Origin of the sequence: Sinobacterium norvegicum, assembly GCF_923077115.1 — a bacterium.
Taxonomy (GTDB): domain Bacteria; phylum Pseudomonadota; class Gammaproteobacteria; order Pseudomonadales; family Sinobacteriaceae; genus Sinobacterium; species Sinobacterium norvegicum.
Genome location: NZ_CAKLPX010000001.1, coordinates 901,561 through 919,200, shown reverse-complemented (window position 1 = coordinate 919,200; position 17,640 = coordinate 901,561). Strand labels below are relative to the sequence as shown.

Below are 17,640 nucleotides of genomic sequence, written 5' to 3'. Positions count from 1 at the left end.
AAGGTGTCGCTATGACAGCGGGTGAAAAAATGCAGCAGTTGACTATCTTGGGTGCCACCGGCTCGATCGGTGTGAGTACACTGGATGTTGTTGCCCAGCATCCTGATCAATATCAAGTTTTTGCCTTGACCGGTCACACGCAGTCGGCGGTGCTAGCGGCTCAGTGCGTGCAATTCAATCCGCGTTACGCCGTCATGACGGGCGAGTCTGCAGCGGCAAAGCTAGCAGCGCTGTTGCAGGGCAAGGGGCTGCGCACAGAGGTCTTGGTCGGTGTGGAGGCATTGGCAATGGTTGCGTCCCACGGCGATGTGGATGTGGTGATGGCAGCCATTGTGGGGGCTGCCGGTCTTGCTCCGGCATTGGCTGCGGCAGAGGCGGGTAAGCGCCTGTTACTGGCCAATAAAGAGTCGCTGGTGGTTGCCGGTCAATTGTTTATGGATGCTGTGGCGCAAAACAGCTGTGTTTTGCTGCCGATTGATAGTGAACATAACGCTATTTTTCAGTCGCTGCCTGCCGGCTTTCGCCGGGGTGCATTGCAGAATAGTGGTGTTGATAAAATTCTGTTGACCGCATCAGGAGGGCCATTTCGGACCTGGGATAAATCTCGTTTAGCTGCGGTGACGGTAGAGCAGGCCTGTGCGCACCCCAATTGGTCAATGGGCCGTAAAATTTCAGTCGACTCAGCGACGTTAATGAACAAGGGGTTGGAGCTGATCGAAGCCTGTTGGTTGTTTGGCGTTGAGCCCGAACAGGTCGATGTCGTGGTTCATCCGCAGAGCGTTATTCATTCGATGGTGCAGTATGTTGATGGCTCAGTGATTGCTCAGATGGGTAATCCGGATATGCGGACGCCGATAGCCTATGGTCTGGCCTGGCCAGAGCGTATCAGCTCAGGAGTCTCCCCGCTGGATCTTGTTGCCACAGCCCGGTTGGATTTTGAATCGCCAGATATCGAGCGTTTTCCCTGTCTGCGTTTAGCTGCGGAGGCATATTCGCGTGGCGGTTCATCGCCCTGCGTGCTCAATGCGGCCAATGAGGTTGCAGTGGCTGCCTTTTTAGAGGGCGATTTAGGCTTCGATCAAATTCCAGAGGTGATCGAGCGGGTGCTCAACCAATTGCCCGATACTGGGGCGGAAAGTTTACAGGTTTTATTGGCCGCCGATGTCAGAGCGCGAGACTTGGCGCTTAGCATGTTACCCTTGGTGTCTTGAGTTTAATGAAACAGAGAATGATTCGTGTTTGAGACCTTGCAAATAATTCTAATGGGAGTAATCACCTTTGGTATTTTGGTGACTATTCATGAGTTTGGCCACTTTTGGGTGGCTAGGCGCTGTGGTGTCAAGGTGGTCTGCTTTTCGATAGGTTTTGGTAAGAGTTTAATCAGCTGGAAGGATAAGCAGGGGACTGAATACACTATTGCGGCTATTCCGCTTGGCGGCTACGTTCGCATGATCGACGAGCGTGAGGGGGGTGTGGCGGAGGCCGATCTACCCTATGCCTTTAATCGTCAGTCTGTCTGGTCTCGTATCGCTATTGTTGCAGCGGGGCCGTTAGCTAATTTTATCTTGGCGATCGCGGCTTACTGGTTTGTTTTCGGTATGGGGGTGACGGGTGTTGCGCCGATGGTTAAGGCGGTGGAGCCGATGTCGTTGGCAGCAGAGGCTGGCCTTAAGCCGGGGCAGGAGATTGTCGCGATTGATGGGGAGTCAACCGCGACCTGGCAGGCTGTGATGCAGCAATTGCTCTTTAGAATAGGTGACACGGGTACTATAGCGTTGTCGGTCACCGTACCGGGCTCTGATTTGGTCGATCAGCTGCAATTACCTATCGAGCGCTGGTTGAGCGGTAATGAGGAGCCCGATCTATTGGCCAATATTGGTTTGCAGCTGGGTGGGCCGGATTTCCCTGTGGTGATTGACCGGGTGGTTGAGGGTTCGGCTGCGGTCGAGGCCGGGCTGATTACTGGCGATAAAGTGCTTGCTGTCGATGGAGAGACTGTAGAGAGTTGGGTTGCTTGGGTGGAATTAATTAGGGCCAGTGCGGATAAAAAGCTCGATCTAACGGTCGAACGTAATGGTGTTGAGAATATTTTGGTGATAGTGCCCAAGCCGATAAGCTTAAAAGAAGGGGGCGTTGTTGGTCAGGTTGGTGTTTCACCTAAAATTCCAGAGGACTACTTAAGACGATATCATTACTCTATCTTTGGCGCCTTGGTGAAGGCGTCAGAAAAGACATGGGATATGTCTGTTTTCACGCTTTCGGCTATGGGTAAGTTGATAACGGGTCGGATTTCATCAAAAAACTTGAGTGGACCTATTACCATTGCTAAAGTGGCGTCTACTTCTGTACAGTCCGGCTTCGAGCAATATATTGGGGTTTTGGCATTATTAAGTATTAGTTTGGGCGTTTTGAATTTACTGCCGATACCCGTTTTGGATGGTGGTCATTTGCTCTATTACAGTATTGAAGCTGTCACTGGTAAACCGGTACCAGAGAAAGTGCAATTAGTAGGCACGCAGCTTGGTTTGGCCGTAGTACTCGGGGTCATGATTTTGGCTTTCTATAATGATATTATGCGCTTATAGGCTTTTTTTGCCTGTTCGCATGCATAGATGTTGGGTTGATTTTTTGTAACATGTTATACATTAAAAAGAAGTTTTACATAGCCGGGCTTTTAGCTGCGGCATTTTCGCTGCCTGCTTGGGCAGAGCAGTTTGTGGTTTCTGACATTCGAGTAGAGGGCTTGCAGCGTATCTCTGCTGGTAGCGTCTTTTCGGCTCTCCCCCTGAGTGTCAATGACAACGTTGATGCATCAATGTTACGCCACTCGGCTAAGACGTTATTCAGTACTGGTAATTTTGATGATATTCAAATTGGCCGCGATGGCGATGTGCTTGTGATTCAGGTGCTGGAGCGGCCCTCTATCAGTGAGATTAATATTGAGGGTAATAAGGCGATTGAAACCGATGCCCTGTTAGAGGGTTTGAAGGGGGCCGGCCTCGCTGAAGGCAAGGTACTTAAACGTTCGACCCTTGAGGGCATGCGTTTAGAGCTTCAGCGTCAGTACGTTTCTCAGGGGCGTTATGACGCGTCTATCGATACCGAGGTGCAACAGGAACCACGTAACCGTGTCGCTGTTAATATTAATGTTAACGAAGGTAATGTGGCGCGCATTCGCAACGTCAATATTGTGGGTAACTCTGTTTACGATAATAAAGAGTTGCTCGATAACTTCGAGTTGCGTAGCACCGGCATGTTTTCTTGGATCAGTGGTGACGATAAATACTCTAAAGAAAAGCTGCAGGGTGATATTGAAAAGCTTCAATCCTATTACCTCGACCGCGGTTATATCAATTATCGCTTAGAATCGTCGCAGGTCTCTATTACTCCTGACCGTGAGTCGGTCTATATCACCATTAACGTCAACGAGGGTGAAGAATTTATCGTCTCTGATGTCGAACTATCCGGTGATTTGGTCGTGCCAGAGGAAGAATTGAGTAAGTTTTTGATCGTGCAAACAGGGCAAACTTTTTCGCAGACGTTTGTCACCCGCTCTGAGGAGTATGTTACGCAGCGGTTGGGTAACGCCGGCTATACCTTTGCCAAGGTGGTGGGGCGTCCTGAAATCAATGAAGAGGACAATACAGTTTCGTTGAAGTTCTTTGTCGACCCGGGCAAACGTGCTTATGTCCGCCGTATTGCTTTCAGAGGTAATACCAAGACCCGCGATGATGTCCTGCGCCGAGAGATGCGTCAGATGGAGGCGGCTACCGCCTCGACATCCAGTATCGAACAGGGCCGAGTCCGTCTCGAGAGGCTAGGTTTCTTCAAGGGCGTCAGTGTTGATACCCGTGAGGTAGCCGGTACCGATGACCTGGTTGACGTCGAGTATACGGTTGAAGAGCAACCCTCGGGCAGTATCGGCGCCAGTGTTGGTTATGCACAGGGTACCGGTATGATTTTGGGTGCCAATATACAACAGAATAACTTTATGGGCACCGGTAACCGTGTCGGTGTCGGTGTTAACTTCAGTAGTTATCAGCGCACAGCCAGTTACAGCTATGTTAACCCTTACTATACCGAGGATGGCGTCAGCCGTGGTTTCAGCGTCTATTATCGTGAAACTAATTTGGAAGAGGTCAACGTTGCCAGTTACAGCACCAACAGCTACGGTGCGGCGATGAACTTTGGTTATCCGATCAAGGAAACCGAGCGTCTCGGCTTCAGCCTCGGCTACCAGAACACCCACATTACCACCGGTGAATATGCCGTGCAGGAGATTACCCGCTCACCGCTTGAGCAAGGCTGGATTGATGGCTCTTGGACGCTGAACCCCGATGGCACCATCGATACCAGCGGCAGCCTCGACCCGGTTAACGATGATTATTTTCAGACCTTCGATCAGGGTGGCTTTATTGATGTCTACGGTGATCGCTACAACCTGTTTAAGATGTCTGCCAGCTGGACCCAGTCGACGCTGAACCGCGGCCAATTGGCCACTCGGGGTTATTCCCAGTCTGTTGCCATCGATATGGCGGTGCCGGGTTCAGACTTAACCTATTACAAGCTAACTTATAATGGTCAGTACTTTATGCCACTCACCAAGTCGCTGACGTTGCGTTTCCGTGGCGAGCTGGGCTATGGCGATGGTTATGGCGATATCGAGCATCTGCCATTCTTCGAAAACTTCTATGCCGGCGGCTATGGCTCGGTCAGGGGGTTTAAGAGTAATACCCTTGGACCGCAGTCGACGCCTGCGCAATCTTATCAGGTCAATTGTGTCGACCAGAGTGATTCGAGCACCTGTGGCTATGTCTATGACCCCGAAACCGGCACCTATGTATCAAATCCGCTGGATAGCTCAGACCCGTTCGGTGGTAACGTCTTGGTCGAGGGTAGTATCGAATTGATCTTCCCGGCGCCGTTTGTCAAAGATAAGCGCTCACTGCGTACCGCCTTTTTCTTGGATGCGGGTAATGTATTCAGCACCGACTGTTATGAAGACCAGCAAGATTGCTATAAGCCGGATGCCGCTGAATTGCGTTATTCCGTTGGTGTTGGCTTAACCTGGATTACTGGTTTCGGCCCGTTAACCTTCAGTTTGGCCAAGCCATTTAATGAAGGCGAGAACGATGATACCGAGGTATTCCAGTTCTCTCTTGGTCAGGCATTTTAAATAAACAAAAAACCCATTATTAAAATTGGAGTAATACCCATGTTGAAATCGATGAAAGTAAGTTTGGCAGTGTTTGCCGCAATGTTTAGTTTGCTCAGCTTCTCTACTGTTGCTGCGGCCGAGGGTAAGATTGCCGTTGTTAATATTGAAAAAGCTATTTTCGAAACTGAGACGGCTAAGAGTCAGATGAAAAAAATGCAGTCCATCCCTGAATATAAAAGCGGTACCGACGCGCTGAAAAAGCTTTCTGGCGAAGCAACAGCGTTAGAAGAAAAGTTCAAGAAAGACGGTGCTACCATGAGTACTGCTGAGAAGGAATCGCTGCAGAACGAATTCAAAGGTAAGTTGGCCGATATCCAGTATGAAGAAAATAAGCTGAAAAAGATGGGTCAGGAAATCTACGGCAAAGTACTGCGCGCAATGGAGCCAAAGGTACGTGAAGTGATGGCTGTGGTTGTAAAAGAGCAAAAAATTGGCTTGTTATTGGATCGTCAAGCGGCCATTCATGTCGACCCAGCCTTCGACATTACTACGTTGGTCACTCAGCGTTTGAACGAAGCTAATTAATGTCTGTCAGGCACTACACGCTGGCAGAGTTAGCTGGCTTACTAGAGGCTGAATTAATCGGTGATGGCGCCATTGTTGCTACCGGTTTAGCCAATCCTGGGCAGGCGCAGGCTTGTCAGATAACCTTTATCTCGGATGAAAAGTATCTGGCTGACCTGTCTCAAAGTCAGGCTGCGGCAGTTATTATGAAGGCTGAGCACACTGATTATTATGCCGGTGCTCGGCTGTTGGTGAAAAACCCTTATCTTGCCTTTGCCAAGGCTTCGGTGCTGTTTGATGATGCGCCTGTTCGCCAGCCTGGCGTTGCTGCGTCATCAATCGTCGATGCCACCGCCAGTCTGGGTGACAATGTGTCGATCGGTGCTAATGCAGTCATTGAGGCCGGTGTCGTGCTGGCTGATAATGTTGTCGTAGGCGCGGGTTGTGTGGTGTCTGAAGGCTGTGAAATAGGGGCTAATACCCTGTTGCATGCTAATGTGACGCTATATCATAAAGTGGTTGTAGGTCAGCATTGTACGCTTCACAGTGGCTCTGTCATTGGAGCCGACGGCTTCGGTTTTGCGCCAACAGCTGAGGGCTGGCATCGCATTGCCCAGCTGGGTGGTGTGGTTATTGGCAATCATGTTTCTATCGGTTGTAACTCAACCATTGATCGGGGTGCCTTAGGGAGTACCGAAATACACGATCATGTGATTATCGATAACCTGGTTCATATAGGTCATAATTGCAGCATTGGCGAAGGTACTGCCATTGCTGGTTGTGCAGGTATTGCAGGCAGTGTAACCATCGGTAGGCGATGTATTATCGCCGGTGGCGTTGGAATTTCGGGTCATCTGACGATTGCTGACGGCGTTCAGGTCAGTGGTCGTACCGTGGTGTCAAAATCGATTAAGCAATCGGGTTCTTTCTCCTCCGGTTCGCCAATGCTTGAGACCTCTGCTTGGCGTCGCAGCGCTGTGCGAGTGAGTCAGCTCGATAAATTATTCGAGCGAGTGAAGAAGATCGAAAAACTATTGAAAAAATAGCTGTATACTAGTCAGCTACGAAAATTGCCATTCCCCCTATAAATACTAAGCTTTATTATTTGAGTTAGATATCGCTATGATGACGATTGCAGAAATACGTGAGCACCTGCCTCAGCGCTACCCCTTTTTAATGGTAGATCGCGTGGTTGAGGTCGAAGAAGGTAAGTGCATTACTGCCTATAAAAACGTCACGGTCAATGAACCCTATTTTAATGGCCATTTCCCTGACACCCCGATCATGCCGGGTGTGATGATTATCGAAGCCATGGGACAGGCTGCGGGTATTTTAGGTTTTAAAACCATGAATAAAACCTCCGCTGATGGCTCGCTTTATTTATTTGCCGGTGCCGACAAAGTACGTTTTAAGCGTCAAGTGGTGCCCGGTGATTGTCTGACGCTAAAGGCGCAAATTGTCTCTCAGAAGAGAGGTATCTGGAAGTTTGATTGCCAGGCCTATGTTGGCGATGAGTTGGCTTGTTCAGCCTCTATTATTTGTGCGGACCGGAAGAAGTAGCAGTGATTGATCCAACAGCAATAATTGACCCTTCGGCTAAAATTGCCGAAAACGTAGAAATAGGCCCCTGGACACTGGTAGGCCCGGATGTTGAAATTGACGAAGGCTGTGTTATTTCGTCGCATGTGGTGATTAAAGGCCCCACTAAAATCGGTCGTAACAACCGAATTTTCCAGTTTTCCACCATCGGTGATGAAACCCCCGATTTGAAGTATAACGGCGAGCCGACGCGCTTGGTCATTGGCGATAATAACGTGATTCGTGAGGGTGTGACGATTCACCGGGGAACCATCCAAGACCGTTCTGAGACCACTATTGGTAACGATAACCTGTTGATGGCCTATGTTCATATCGGCCACGACAGTGTCGTGGGTAATAACACTATATTAATTAATAATGCCTCTTTAGCCGGCCATGTCATCGTCGATGACTGGGCGATTATTTCTGGCTATTCGTTGATTCATCAATTCTGTCGTATCGGCGCCCACAGCTTTGTCGGTATGGGCAGTGGTATTGCCAAGGATGTGCCAGCGTATACCACGGTGCAGGGAACGCCTGCCGATGCCAAGGGGATAAACTCGGAAGGTTTGCGTCGCCGTGGTTATAGCAAAGAATCAATCTCGGCCATTAAGAAGGCCTATAAGATTATCTATCGCCAAGGGCTGACAGTGGAAGAGGCGTTGGTGCAGCTACGTATTTTAGCCGAGGACGCCCCCGAGGTGAATGTCTACATCGAGTCGTTAGAGAGTTCTACCCGCGGTATTGTTCGCTAATGGAACAGCAGCTTGCGCCATTGCGAATTGGTATGGTGGTTGGCGAGGCATCTGGAGATATTCTTGGTGCCAGCCTGATCAAACAATTGAAAAAGCAATATGGCAACATTGAGTTTGAGGGCATCGGTGGCCCTCTGATGATTGCAGAGGGCTTTAACTCACACTATCAAATGGACCGTTTGTCGGTGATGGGAATAGTCGAGCCTCTCAAGCGATTACCTGAGTTAATATCGATGCGCTCAGGTATTATCAGACACTTTAAAAACACGCCCCCAGATTTGTTTCTTGGCATCGATGCGCCGGATTTTAATCTTACCATCGAATTGAAACTGCGTGAGGCCGGTATTAAAACGGCTCACTATGTCAGCCCCTCTATTTGGGCGTGGCGCCAGAAACGCGTCTTTAAGGTCAAGAAAGCAGTCGATATGATGCTAACACTGCTACCTTTCGAGGCAGATTTTTACCGGCGCTTTGAAATACCGGTGACTTTTGTTGGCCACCCTTTGGCGGATCAGCTGCCTATGCAGCCAGACACCAGCGGCGCCAGGGCACGGTTGTCGCTCGACGACAGTGCCCGAGTGTTATGCCTAATGCCAGGCAGTCGCGGTTCTGAAATTAAGCATTTGGGGCCGCTGTTTTTGCAGGTTGCGCTGCGTATTCAGCAGCAAATACCGGCATTGAAATTGGTCTTGCCGACGGCAAATGCGGCACGAAAAGAACAGTTGATAGCAATCATTGATGGTCTTGACGAGGCTGAGAAACAGCGAATCAACGAGATGTTACTGTTATTAGACGGAGACTCTCATACCGCTATGGAGGCATCGGATGCCGTCTTGCTGGCCTCTGGTACTACCGCTCTGGAAGCGATGCTACTGAAGAAGCCGATGGTGGTAAGCTACCGTCTGGGGAAATATTCATACGCTCTGTTCAGTCGTATGATTAAATTGGATTATTTCTCGCTGCCTAATTTGCTGGCTAATAAAATGTTAGTCCCTGAGGCCATCCAAGATGATGCCAATGTCGAAAACCTTACCCAGCTAACCCTGCAACGATTGGATGGTTCAATGGATGTTGATATTTTGGCGGCAGAGTTTACTGACTACCATCAGCAGCTAAAACAACAGGCCAGTGAAAAAGCAGCAACCGCTCTTCTGGCCCTTATTGAAGGCTAGAAAATGCAATCTGACTTGTTTGAATCTGTTGTCGCTCAAGGTGGCGGTGTGTTGATCGCCGGTGTTGATGAGGTAGGGCGAGGACCACTGGCAGGTGATGTGGTCACCGCAGCGGTTATTCTTGACCCTGCCAAGCCAATAGTCGGTCTTAATGACTCCAAGAAGCTCACTGAAAAAAAGCGCGAATCGCTGTTCGATGAGATTCAGCAAAAGGCTTTATGCTGGTCGGTAGGTCGAGCCTCGGTTGCCGAGATTGATCAACTGAATATTTTGCAGGCAACAATGCTGGCGATGACCAGAGCGGTAGAGGGTTTGGCCATTGAACCAGGCAAGGTGCTGGTCGACGGTAATCGTACGCCAGTATGGCGTTATGATAGCGAGGCGATTGTAAAAGGCGATGGCAAAGTGGCTGAAATCAGCGCTGCTTCTATTATAGCCAAGGTGACGCGAGACCGAGAGATGGTCGCGCTTGATCGTCGCCACCCTGAGTACGGTTTTGCCGGCCACAAGGGGTATCCGACAAAACAGCATTTGCAAGCGATTGCCGATCATGGTGTATTGGTAGAGCATCGTCGCTCATTTGGCCCTGTTCAACGGGCTCTTCAAAACAGTTAACACCGGAACGGTTAATGACCCAGTTTGTTCATCTTCGACTACATACAGAATACTCTCTGATCGACGGATTAGTCCGCTTAAAACCCCTGGTCGCCAAGGTGGCGCAAATGGGCATGCCGGCGGTTGCCGTTACTGATCATTGTAATTTTTACTGCCTGGTAAAGTTTCAAAAGGCGGCTCAAGCAAGCGGCGTTAAGCCGATTTATGGCTGTGATTTTTATGTTCGCTCGCCGGATGGCAGCGAACCGAGTTTGCTCACACTGTTTGCTCGTAATAACACGGGTTATCGTAACATCACCGAACTTATCTCGCTGGCCTATCAGCAGGGTCAGGACCGTGATATTGCCGTTATTGAGCGTGAATGGCTGGAGTTTTATCACGAGGGGATTATTGCCTTGAGTGGTAGTCGTTTCGGCGATGTCGGTCGCTCGATCCTGGCCGGCGATCTTGAGTTGGCAGCACAGCAGGCTCGCTACTGGCAAAACTTATACCCGGATAGCTATTACCTAGAACTCCATCGCACCGGGCGCGCCGGTGACGAGGAGCATGTTCATGGTGCGGTTGAGCTTGCTCGTGCTAACGGTATTCCTGTGGTGGCTACCAACGATGTGCGCTTTATTGATGCGGATGACTTTGAGGCACACGAGTCCAGAGTCTGTATTTATGACCAGGTGCAAATAGAAGATCCGAAGCGTGAGCGTCTGTATAGTGCCGAACAGTATTTACGTAGCGCTGAAGAGATGCAGGCTTTGTTTGCCGATATTCCCAGCGCTATTACTAACTCTGTCGAGATTGCCAAGCGCTGTACGGCCGAGGCGGCGCTCGGCACCTACTTTTTGCCGGAGTATCCGATTCCAAGAGGGGATGCCACCGATACCTTCTTCCGCAAAATTTGTTACGAGGGTTTGGAGGAGCGTTTAGAGTTTCTATTTGATACCTCGGTTGAGGGCTTTGACAAAACCCGGCTTAAGTATGAAGAGCGGCTGCGTTTCGAGCTCGATATTATTCTGCAGATGGGCTTTCCCGGTTATTTCTTAATTGTTATGGACTTCATTCAATGGGGTAAAGACCATGGTATTCCGGTTGGCCCTGGGCGGGGTTCTGGTGCCGGTTCATTAGTGGCTTACGCGTTAAAGATTACCGATTTGGACCCCCTGGAATATGAATTGCTGTTTGAGCGATTCTTGAACCCTGAACGGGTATCGATGCCCGATTTCGATGTCGATTTTTGTATGGATAACCGCGACAAGGTTATCTCATACGTGGCCGATAACTATGGCCGTAACGCGGTCAGCCAGATTATTACCTTTGGCACGATGGCGGCTAAGGCCGTGGTGCGAGATGTGGCGCGAATTCAGGGCAAGCCCTATGGCTTGGCGGATAAGCTATCAAAGCTTATTCCCTTTGAAGTGGGGATGACGCTAAGCAAGGCATTTGAGCAAGAGGAATCGCTGCGGGATTTTGTCGATACCGATAGCTCAGCTGGCGAAATATGGTCGATGGCTAAGCAGCTTGAGGGAACCATACGCGGTGTCGGTAAACACGCTGGTGGCGTGGTTATTGCGCCGACGAAATTGACTGATTTTTCGCCACTTTACTGTGATGAAGATGGCAATGGCCTGGTCACGCAATATGACAAGGGTGATGTAGAAGACGCCGGTCTGGTCAAGTTTGACTTCCTCGGTTTGCGGACGCTGACGATAGTCGATTGGGCGGTGAAGATGATCGACCCAAAATTGGCGAGAGAGGGCAAAGACCCCCTCGATATCATGGCGATACCGCTCGAGGATAAAGACACGTTTGAGTTGTTGATGCGAGCTGAGACGACGGCGGTATTCCAGCTAGAATCCCGCGGTATGAAAGATTTGATTAAGCGTTTGTTACCCGATTGCTTCGAGGATATTATCGCCTTGGTGGCGCTGTTTCGCCCCGGTCCATTGCAGTCAGGAATGGTGGATAACTTCATCAACCGTAAGCATGGGCGGGAGGAGATATCCTTTCCTGATGTGCAGTATCAGCACGAGTGTCTGGAGCCAATACTACGACCGACCTATGGCATTATCCTGTATCAAGAGCAGGTTATGCAGATCGCTCAGGAACTGGCTGGTTACAGCCTTGGTGGCGCCGATATGTTGCGTCGAGCCATGGGTAAGAAAAAGCCAGAGGAGATGGCAAAGCAGCGCGCAATTTTTGAGGAGGGCGCTGTAAAGAAAGAGATCGATGGCCACCTGGCGATGAAGATATTTGATCTGGTAGAAAAATTTGCCGGCTACGGTTTCAACAAATCGCACTCTGCCGCTTATGCTCTGGTGTCATATCAAACCTGCTGGTTGAAAACACATCACCCGTCAGAGTTTATGGCGGCTACGATGAGTTCGGAATTACAGAACACCGATAAAATCGTTATCTTCGTCGAAGAGTGTCGGCGGATGAATCAGGCGTTGATTTTGCCTGACGTCAACCTCGGCGATTATATGTTTACCGTCGATTTAGAGGGACGAATCGTCTATGGCCTTGGCGCTATTAAAGGTCTGGGCGAGGGGCCTGTCGAGAGCCTGCTGGAGGCGAGAAAAGACGGGCCGTTTAAGGACTTGTTCGATTTTTGCTCGCGAGTTGATTTGCGTAAAGTAAATAAGCGGGCACTGGAAGCATTGGTGCGCTCCGGTGCTTTCGATCAGCTGGGTGTCGATCGTCCAGTATTGATGGCTGCGTTACCCGAGGCGGTCAAAGCGGCTGAGCAGAGCAGAAACAATAGCGATGCCGGCATGATGGACTTGTTTGGTGATGTTGTCAGCAGCTCGACCACCGATGATCCCTATGGCGATTTCCGTAATGTCCGCCGTTGGACTGGCCGTGAGCGCTTGGATGGTGAGCGGGATACCTTGGGCCTGTATGTTACCGGTCACCCAATTGACGATTATGAAAAAGAAATTCGTCAGTTTGTACGTCAGCGAATCGTCGATTTAAGGCCTGAAAAACACCCGCAGTTTATTGCTGGCTTGATCGTCGACGTGCGAACAATGCGGAGTAAGAGAGGCGACAATATTGCCTTTGTTGTGCTCGATGATCGCAGCGCCCGAATCGAGGTGGCGGTATTCGCCGAGTGCTTTGCCGATTATCGCGAAAAGTTGGTCAAGGACAGCATTGTCGTGATTGAGGGTAATGTTAAGTATGACGACTATTCTGAGTCGCAAAAAGTCCAGGCTAAATCGGTGACAACCTTTTTCGAGGCACGACAGCAATACGCTAAAGGCGTACTGATTCAATGTGACGGACAAGACTTCCACCCAGGCTTTAGCAGTGAGCTAGAGGGTATTCTGAGTCATCGTGAGGATGGTCAGTCCTCGACAGATGGCAGCCCGGTGTTTATTGATTATCATCAGAGCGGTGCTCAGGCACGTTTGTCCTTGGCTGATACGTGGAAAGTCATCCCGGACGATGCCACGATGTTGCGGCTTGGCGAGCGCTTTGGTATGGATAATGTCAGTCTTTACTATGGCTAATCCTGCTCGATAAAAGTTAACTCTAGGTGAAATGTAAGCTAGTCTTGGGAGTGTTGTTTGTGTTCTATGAACACATGTGAGCGAGCACAAAAACGACAAAAAATCCCTGTGCCGGCGGTGTTTTACTATCGACTAGGCAGGGTTATTGCCGTATGGTTAGCATCACAAATTTTGGCTGTCATAGAGTGTTTTCACCTCTGTGACCAACGTTAGACAGTAGAAAGAAATACGATGAATCCAAATTATTTAGATTTTGAGCAGCCGATTGCTGAGCTAGAAGTGAAAATTGACGAGCTCAGTCTCGTCGGTGCCGATCACGATATCAATATCAGCGAACAGATCAATGCGCTGAAGGCTGAGAGCGATAAGCTCACCAAAGACATTTATTCTAAGTTGACCCCCTGGGATATCGTCAAGGTCGCGCGTCATCCGCAGCGCCCTTATACCAATGATTATATCCCGTTGATTTTCGAAGATTTTGACGAGCTTCATGGCGATCGACACTTCGGTGACGACAAGTCTATTATTGGTGGTTTAGCCCGTATCGATGGCCTCCCTGTTGTTGTTATTGGTCAGGAGAAAGGCCGTAGTGTTAAGGATAAGGTTGCCCGTAATTTCGGCATGCCCAAGCCTGAAGGTTATCGCAAGGCGCTGCGTTTGATGGAAATGGCCGAGCGTTTCAAATTGCCGGTGATTACCTTTATCGATACCCCGGGCGCCTATCCCGGTATCGATTCTGAAGAACGTGGTATCAGTGAGGCCATTGCCAAAAACTTGGAAATGATGTCCGATTTGGGTACGCCAATTATTAACGTGGTCATCGGTGAAGGCAGTTCAGGTGGCGCTTTGGGTATCGGCGTTGGTGATCATTTAGTTATGCTGCAATACGCCACCTATTTTGTTATCTCGCCTGAAGGTTGCGCTAACATCATCTGGAAAACCTCAGAGAAGGCGCCATTGGCTGCCGAGGCAATGGGTTTAACCTCCAGTATTCTAGAAGAGCTGGGTATTGTCGATGCAACCATCCCGGAGCCATTAGGTGGCGCTCACCGTGACCTGGAGCAGATGGCCGGCAATATTAAGCAGTATCTGGTTGATCAGTTGGCACTGTTGCAACAAAAGCCACTCGAGCAATTGCTTGAAGATCGCTATACCCGTCTGATGTCCTACGGCAACGATTAGTAACGGTACTTCGATGAATCAACTGCTGACGGATGATATTGAACAACAATGTCAGCAGTTGATTGACGCGCCCACCTGGTGGGTAGCGCTCAGCGGCGGAGTCGATTCCGTCGCCTTGCTTCACTCTCTCGCTCTATTTCTACAGCTGAGCCCTCAGCAAACAAAACCCCGCTTAGTCGCCATCCATATCAATCACGGTTTAAGTGCTAACGCCAGTCAGTGGCAGCAAGAGTGCGCCGATTTTTGTCGCCAGCTGGGCTGCGATCTGGTGATAGAAAGAGTCGATGTCATTAATCAAGGCAAGGGTGTTGAGGCCGAGGCAAGGGCGCAGCGCTATCGGGCGATAGCGCAACATTTGGCCGCTGAGGACGTTGTGTTTACCGGTCACCACTTGGATGATCAGGTTGAAACCTTGTTTCTAAGGTTGATGCGGGGCGCAGGTCTATTAGGCTTGCAGGGTGTAAAGCGTGATGGTGTTGTATTTGGTTGCAGGGTGGTACGGTTGTTGTTGTCGGTGCCGAGGGCGGATATCGAAGACTATGCCTGCCATCATCAGCTTGAGTGGGTGGACGATGAGAGCAATAACGACCCGCGTTTTGACCGTAATTTTCTTCGTCACCAAGTGTTGCCATTGCTGAGTAATAGATGGCCGAGATATCGTGCTGCTGTTGATAGGGCTGTTCAGTGGTTGTCTGAGGCAGACCATGCGCTTCAGGAATATAGCCAGCAAGACTTGCAGGTGCTGGCCGGTAAGGATCGCTGGGGGGGGTATCTTCTGTTGTCGCCACTGATCGAGATGTCGCAGGTCAGGCAAAAAACGGTATTGCGCTACTGGTTGGCAGGCCATAATTGTCGATTATCCTCGGCGGTGGAATTCGACGCTATCGTAGCTCAGCTTGCAAGGGTAAAGAGTGGAGCAGAGCTTTATCGTGGTGACTATAGGTTGATGGCGTTTGCCGATAAGCTGTATCTTGTTGATCGAAATGATAGTGAGTGCGTTGATTATAGCTACGGCGTCGACTGCTTGCCGATGACGTTGGAAACGCCTGGTGGTCGGCTGGTATTTACCGAACCCAGTGATGATGTTGAGGAGGGCTTGCTTGTTGCGGCACCGTTGCCGTTGCGGGTGGCGGGGCGCGACCTCGGTCAGTCTGTCAGGCCGATAGGGCGTGGCGGCAGTCGCAGTGTCAAAAAGGTGTTGCAGGAGCATAAAGTACCCAATTGGTATCGACAAACCCTTCCGATGATCTATGCTGCCAATCAGGTGGTTGCTGTTGCCGACTGTGTTGCGTGTGAACATGACTTGCCAGCCGATTCAGCCTTTGTTGTTCGCTGGCAACCGGCGAGTTTCTCGCCGTTTTACGAGTCGTAATAGACGGTATTACCTATTTGAGCATGGGATTGCTTTCTGGTAGACTGCACGCCCATATTTACTGGGCCATATTTGGCCTCTTTCCTCGGTTTTTTTTCGCTGAAAAGGCTTTGCATGACCCATTATATTTTTGTTACTGGCGGTGTTGTTTCTTCTCTGGGTAAGGGTGTGGCTTCCGCCTCTCTTGCTGCCGTACTTGAGGCCCGTGGCCTCAATGTAACGATGCTAAAGTTAGACCCTTATATCAACGTAGACCCCGGTACGATGAGCCCTATCCAGCACGGTGAGGTTTTTGTCACCGATGATGGCGCTGAAACCGACCTCGATCTGGGGCACTACGAACGTTTTATTCGCACCACCATGACCCGTCGTAATAACTTTACCACCGGCCGCGTCTACGAGACCGTGTTGCGTAAAGAGCGTCGTGGTGATTATTTGGGTGGGACGGTACAGGTTATTCCTCACATCACCGATGAAATCAAGCGTCGTGTTATTGAAGGCGCTGCTGGGGCTGATGTTGCTCTGGTCGAAATTGGTGGTACTGTCGGTGATATTGAATCACAGCCATTTCTTGAGGCCATTCGTCAACTAAAGGTTGAGCTCGGCTCTAACCGTGCTCTGTTTATGCACCTGACGCTGGTGCCCTATATTAAGACCGCCGGTGAAACCAAGACCAAACCAACGCAGCACTCTGTCAAAGAGATGCGCTCTATCGGTATTCAGCCCGACATTCTTGTCTGTCGCTCTGAGGTGGAGATCGATGAGGCTTCCCGTCGTAAGATCGCTTTGTTTACCAACGTCGAAGAGCGTGCTGTTATCTCAATGGCCGACGCCAAAACCATTCACAGCATTCCTCGTACGCTTTCTGAATCAGGCTTGGATGCGATTGTTGTCGAGAAATTTGGACTCGAGTGTGGCATCCCTGATTTCTCTGAGTGGGATGCGGTTGTCGAGGCTGAACTGAACCCTGAGGGTGAGGTGACTATTGCCATGGTCGGCAAGTATATGGAATTACTCGATGCATATAAGTCGCTGATTGAGGCGATTAAGCATGCGGGTATTAAGCACCGAGTGAAGGTTAACATAGACTATATTGACTCAGAATCTATTGAACGTGACGGTACCGCTGCATTAGAGGGTAAGGATGCGATTCTGGTCCCCGGTGGCTTTGGTGACCGTGGTGTCGAAGGTAAGATCCGCACCGTGCAGTTTGCCCGCGAAAACAAAATTCCCTACCTCGGCATTTGCCTTGGCATGCAGTCGGCGGTTATTGAGTTTGCCCGAAATGTGGTGGGACTTGACGGCGCTCACAGTACAGAATTTGATGTTAAGACGCCGCATCCTGTTGTCGCCATGATTACCGAGTGGGTGAATAACGATGGCGCCACCGAAACCCGCGATGAAAACTCTGACCTTGGCGGCACGATGCGTCTAGGTGGGCAGGAATGCCGTTTGGCCAATGGCTCACTGTCACAAGAGACCTATGGCAAAGACCTTATTCTTGAACGTCACCGTCACCGCTATGAGGTGAACAATAACTTTGTCGATCGTCTGCAGAAGGCAGGTTTACGTATCGGCGGTTGGTCTGCCGATGATAGCTTGGTTGAAATTGTTGAAGTACCCGATCATCCATGGTTTGTTGCCTGTCAATTTCACCCTGAGTTTACATCGACACCCCGCGACGGCCATCCGTTGTTTGAGGGCTTTATCGGTGCCGCAGTAAAGCAGGCTAAATAACGGT

General features: G+C 50.0%; 13 protein-coding genes. All 13 read left to right on the top strand.

Annotation, left to right across the window (positions count from 1 at the left end):
• The first annotated feature begins 11 nt into the window (after positions 1-11).
• Complete coding sequence (gene ispC, locus L9P87_RS03990) at positions 12-1,211, top strand: 1-deoxy-D-xylulose-5-phosphate reductoisomerase (protein ID WP_237443385.1); 1,200 nt, start codon at positions 12-14, stop codon at positions 1,209-1,211.
• Positions 1,212-1,235: 24 nt separating this feature from the next.
• Positions 1,236-2,585, top strand: coding sequence for an RIP metalloprotease RseP (rseP, locus tag L9P87_RS03985; RefSeq protein WP_237443384.1), 1,350 nt, complete (start codon positions 1,236-1,238; stop codon positions 2,583-2,585).
• Between the two features lie 50 nt (positions 2,586-2,635).
• Positions 2,636-5,176, top strand: a complete 2,541-nt coding sequence (bamA, locus tag L9P87_RS03980; RefSeq protein WP_237443383.1) for an outer membrane protein assembly factor BamA — start codon at positions 2,636-2,638, stop codon at positions 5,174-5,176.
• A gap of 39 nt (positions 5,177-5,215) precedes the next feature.
• Entirely contained in the window at positions 5,216-5,743 is a 528-nt protein-coding gene (locus tag L9P87_RS03975) for an OmpH/Skp family outer membrane protein (RefSeq protein ID WP_237443382.1), read from the top strand.
• Positions 5,743-6,768, top strand: a complete 1,026-nt coding sequence (gene lpxD / locus L9P87_RS03970) for a UDP-3-O-(3-hydroxymyristoyl)glucosamine N-acyltransferase (RefSeq protein ID WP_237443381.1) — start codon at positions 5,743-5,745, stop codon at positions 6,766-6,768. The genes L9P87_RS03975 and lpxD overlap by 1 nt, the downstream gene beginning before the upstream one ends.
• 76 nt (positions 6,769-6,844) lie before the next feature.
• The gene (fabZ, locus tag L9P87_RS03965) at positions 6,845-7,282 is read left to right on the top strand and encodes a 3-hydroxyacyl-ACP dehydratase FabZ (RefSeq protein WP_237443380.1); all 438 of its coding nucleotides are present in this window, start codon (positions 6,845-6,847) and stop codon (positions 7,280-7,282) included.
• Between the two features lie 2 nt (positions 7,283-7,284).
• Positions 7,285-8,055, top strand: coding sequence for an acyl-ACP--UDP-N-acetylglucosamine O-acyltransferase (gene lpxA, locus L9P87_RS03960; protein ID WP_237443379.1), 771 nt, complete (start codon positions 7,285-7,287; stop codon positions 8,053-8,055).
• The gene (gene lpxB, locus L9P87_RS03955; RefSeq protein WP_237443378.1) at positions 8,055-9,227 is read left to right on the top strand and encodes a lipid-A-disaccharide synthase; all 1,173 of its coding nucleotides are present in this window, start codon (positions 8,055-8,057) and stop codon (positions 9,225-9,227) included. The genes lpxA and lpxB overlap by 1 nt, the downstream gene beginning before the upstream one ends.
• Positions 9,228-9,230: 3 nt before the next feature.
• Entirely contained in the window at positions 9,231-9,842 is a 612-nt protein-coding gene (rnhB, locus tag L9P87_RS03950; protein ID WP_237443377.1) for a ribonuclease HII, read from the top strand.
• A 14-nt stretch (positions 9,843-9,856) separates the two neighbouring features.
• The gene (gene dnaE / locus L9P87_RS03945) at positions 9,857-13,345 is read left to right on the top strand and encodes a DNA polymerase III subunit alpha (protein ID WP_237443376.1); all 3,489 of its coding nucleotides are present in this window, start codon (positions 9,857-9,859) and stop codon (positions 13,343-13,345) included.
• 231 nt (positions 13,346-13,576) lie between these two features.
• The gene (gene accA / locus L9P87_RS03940) at positions 13,577-14,527 is read left to right on the top strand and encodes an acetyl-CoA carboxylase carboxyl transferase subunit alpha (protein WP_237443375.1); all 951 of its coding nucleotides are present in this window, start codon (positions 13,577-13,579) and stop codon (positions 14,525-14,527) included.
• Between the two features lie 13 nt (positions 14,528-14,540).
• Positions 14,541-15,899: a tRNA lysidine(34) synthetase TilS gene (gene tilS, locus L9P87_RS03935; RefSeq protein ID WP_237443374.1), complete on the top strand. Its 1,359-nt coding sequence runs from the start codon at positions 14,541-14,543 to the stop codon at positions 15,897-15,899.
• A gap of 114 nt (positions 15,900-16,013) precedes the next feature.
• Entirely contained in the window at positions 16,014-17,636 is a 1,623-nt protein-coding gene (gene pyrG / locus L9P87_RS03930) for a CTP synthase (protein ID WP_237443373.1), read from the top strand.
• Positions 17,637-17,640 lie beyond the last annotated feature (4 nt).

What these genes read in the sequence shown, in the direction of transcription:
- ispC (WP_237443385.1), top strand. Translation starts at nt 12, where the DNA reads ATGACAGCGGGTGAAAAAATGCAGCAGTTGACTATCTTGGGTGCCACC.
- bamA (WP_237443383.1), top strand. Translation starts at nt 2,636, where the DNA reads ATGTTATACATTAAAAAGAAGTTTTACATAGCCGGGCTTTTAGCTGCG.
- L9P87_RS03975 (WP_237443382.1), top strand. Translation starts at nt 5,216, where the DNA reads ATGTTGAAATCGATGAAAGTAAGTTTGGCAGTGTTTGCCGCAATGTTT.
- lpxD (WP_237443381.1), top strand. Translation starts at nt 5,743, where the DNA reads ATGTCTGTCAGGCACTACACGCTGGCAGAGTTAGCTGGCTTACTAGAG.
- fabZ (WP_237443380.1), top strand. Translation starts at nt 6,845, where the DNA reads ATGATGACGATTGCAGAAATACGTGAGCACCTGCCTCAGCGCTACCCC.
- lpxB (WP_237443378.1), top strand. Translation starts at nt 8,055, where the DNA reads ATGGAACAGCAGCTTGCGCCATTGCGAATTGGTATGGTGGTTGGCGAG.
- rnhB (WP_237443377.1), top strand. Translation starts at nt 9,231, where the DNA reads ATGCAATCTGACTTGTTTGAATCTGTTGTCGCTCAAGGTGGCGGTGTG.
- dnaE (WP_237443376.1), top strand. Translation starts at nt 9,857, where the DNA reads ATGACCCAGTTTGTTCATCTTCGACTACATACAGAATACTCTCTGATC.
- accA (WP_237443375.1), top strand. Translation starts at nt 13,577, where the DNA reads ATGAATCCAAATTATTTAGATTTTGAGCAGCCGATTGCTGAGCTAGAA.
- tilS (WP_237443374.1), top strand. Translation starts at nt 14,541, where the DNA reads ATGAATCAACTGCTGACGGATGATATTGAACAACAATGTCAGCAGTTG.
- pyrG (WP_237443373.1), top strand. Translation starts at nt 16,014, where the DNA reads ATGACCCATTATATTTTTGTTACTGGCGGTGTTGTTTCTTCTCTGGGT.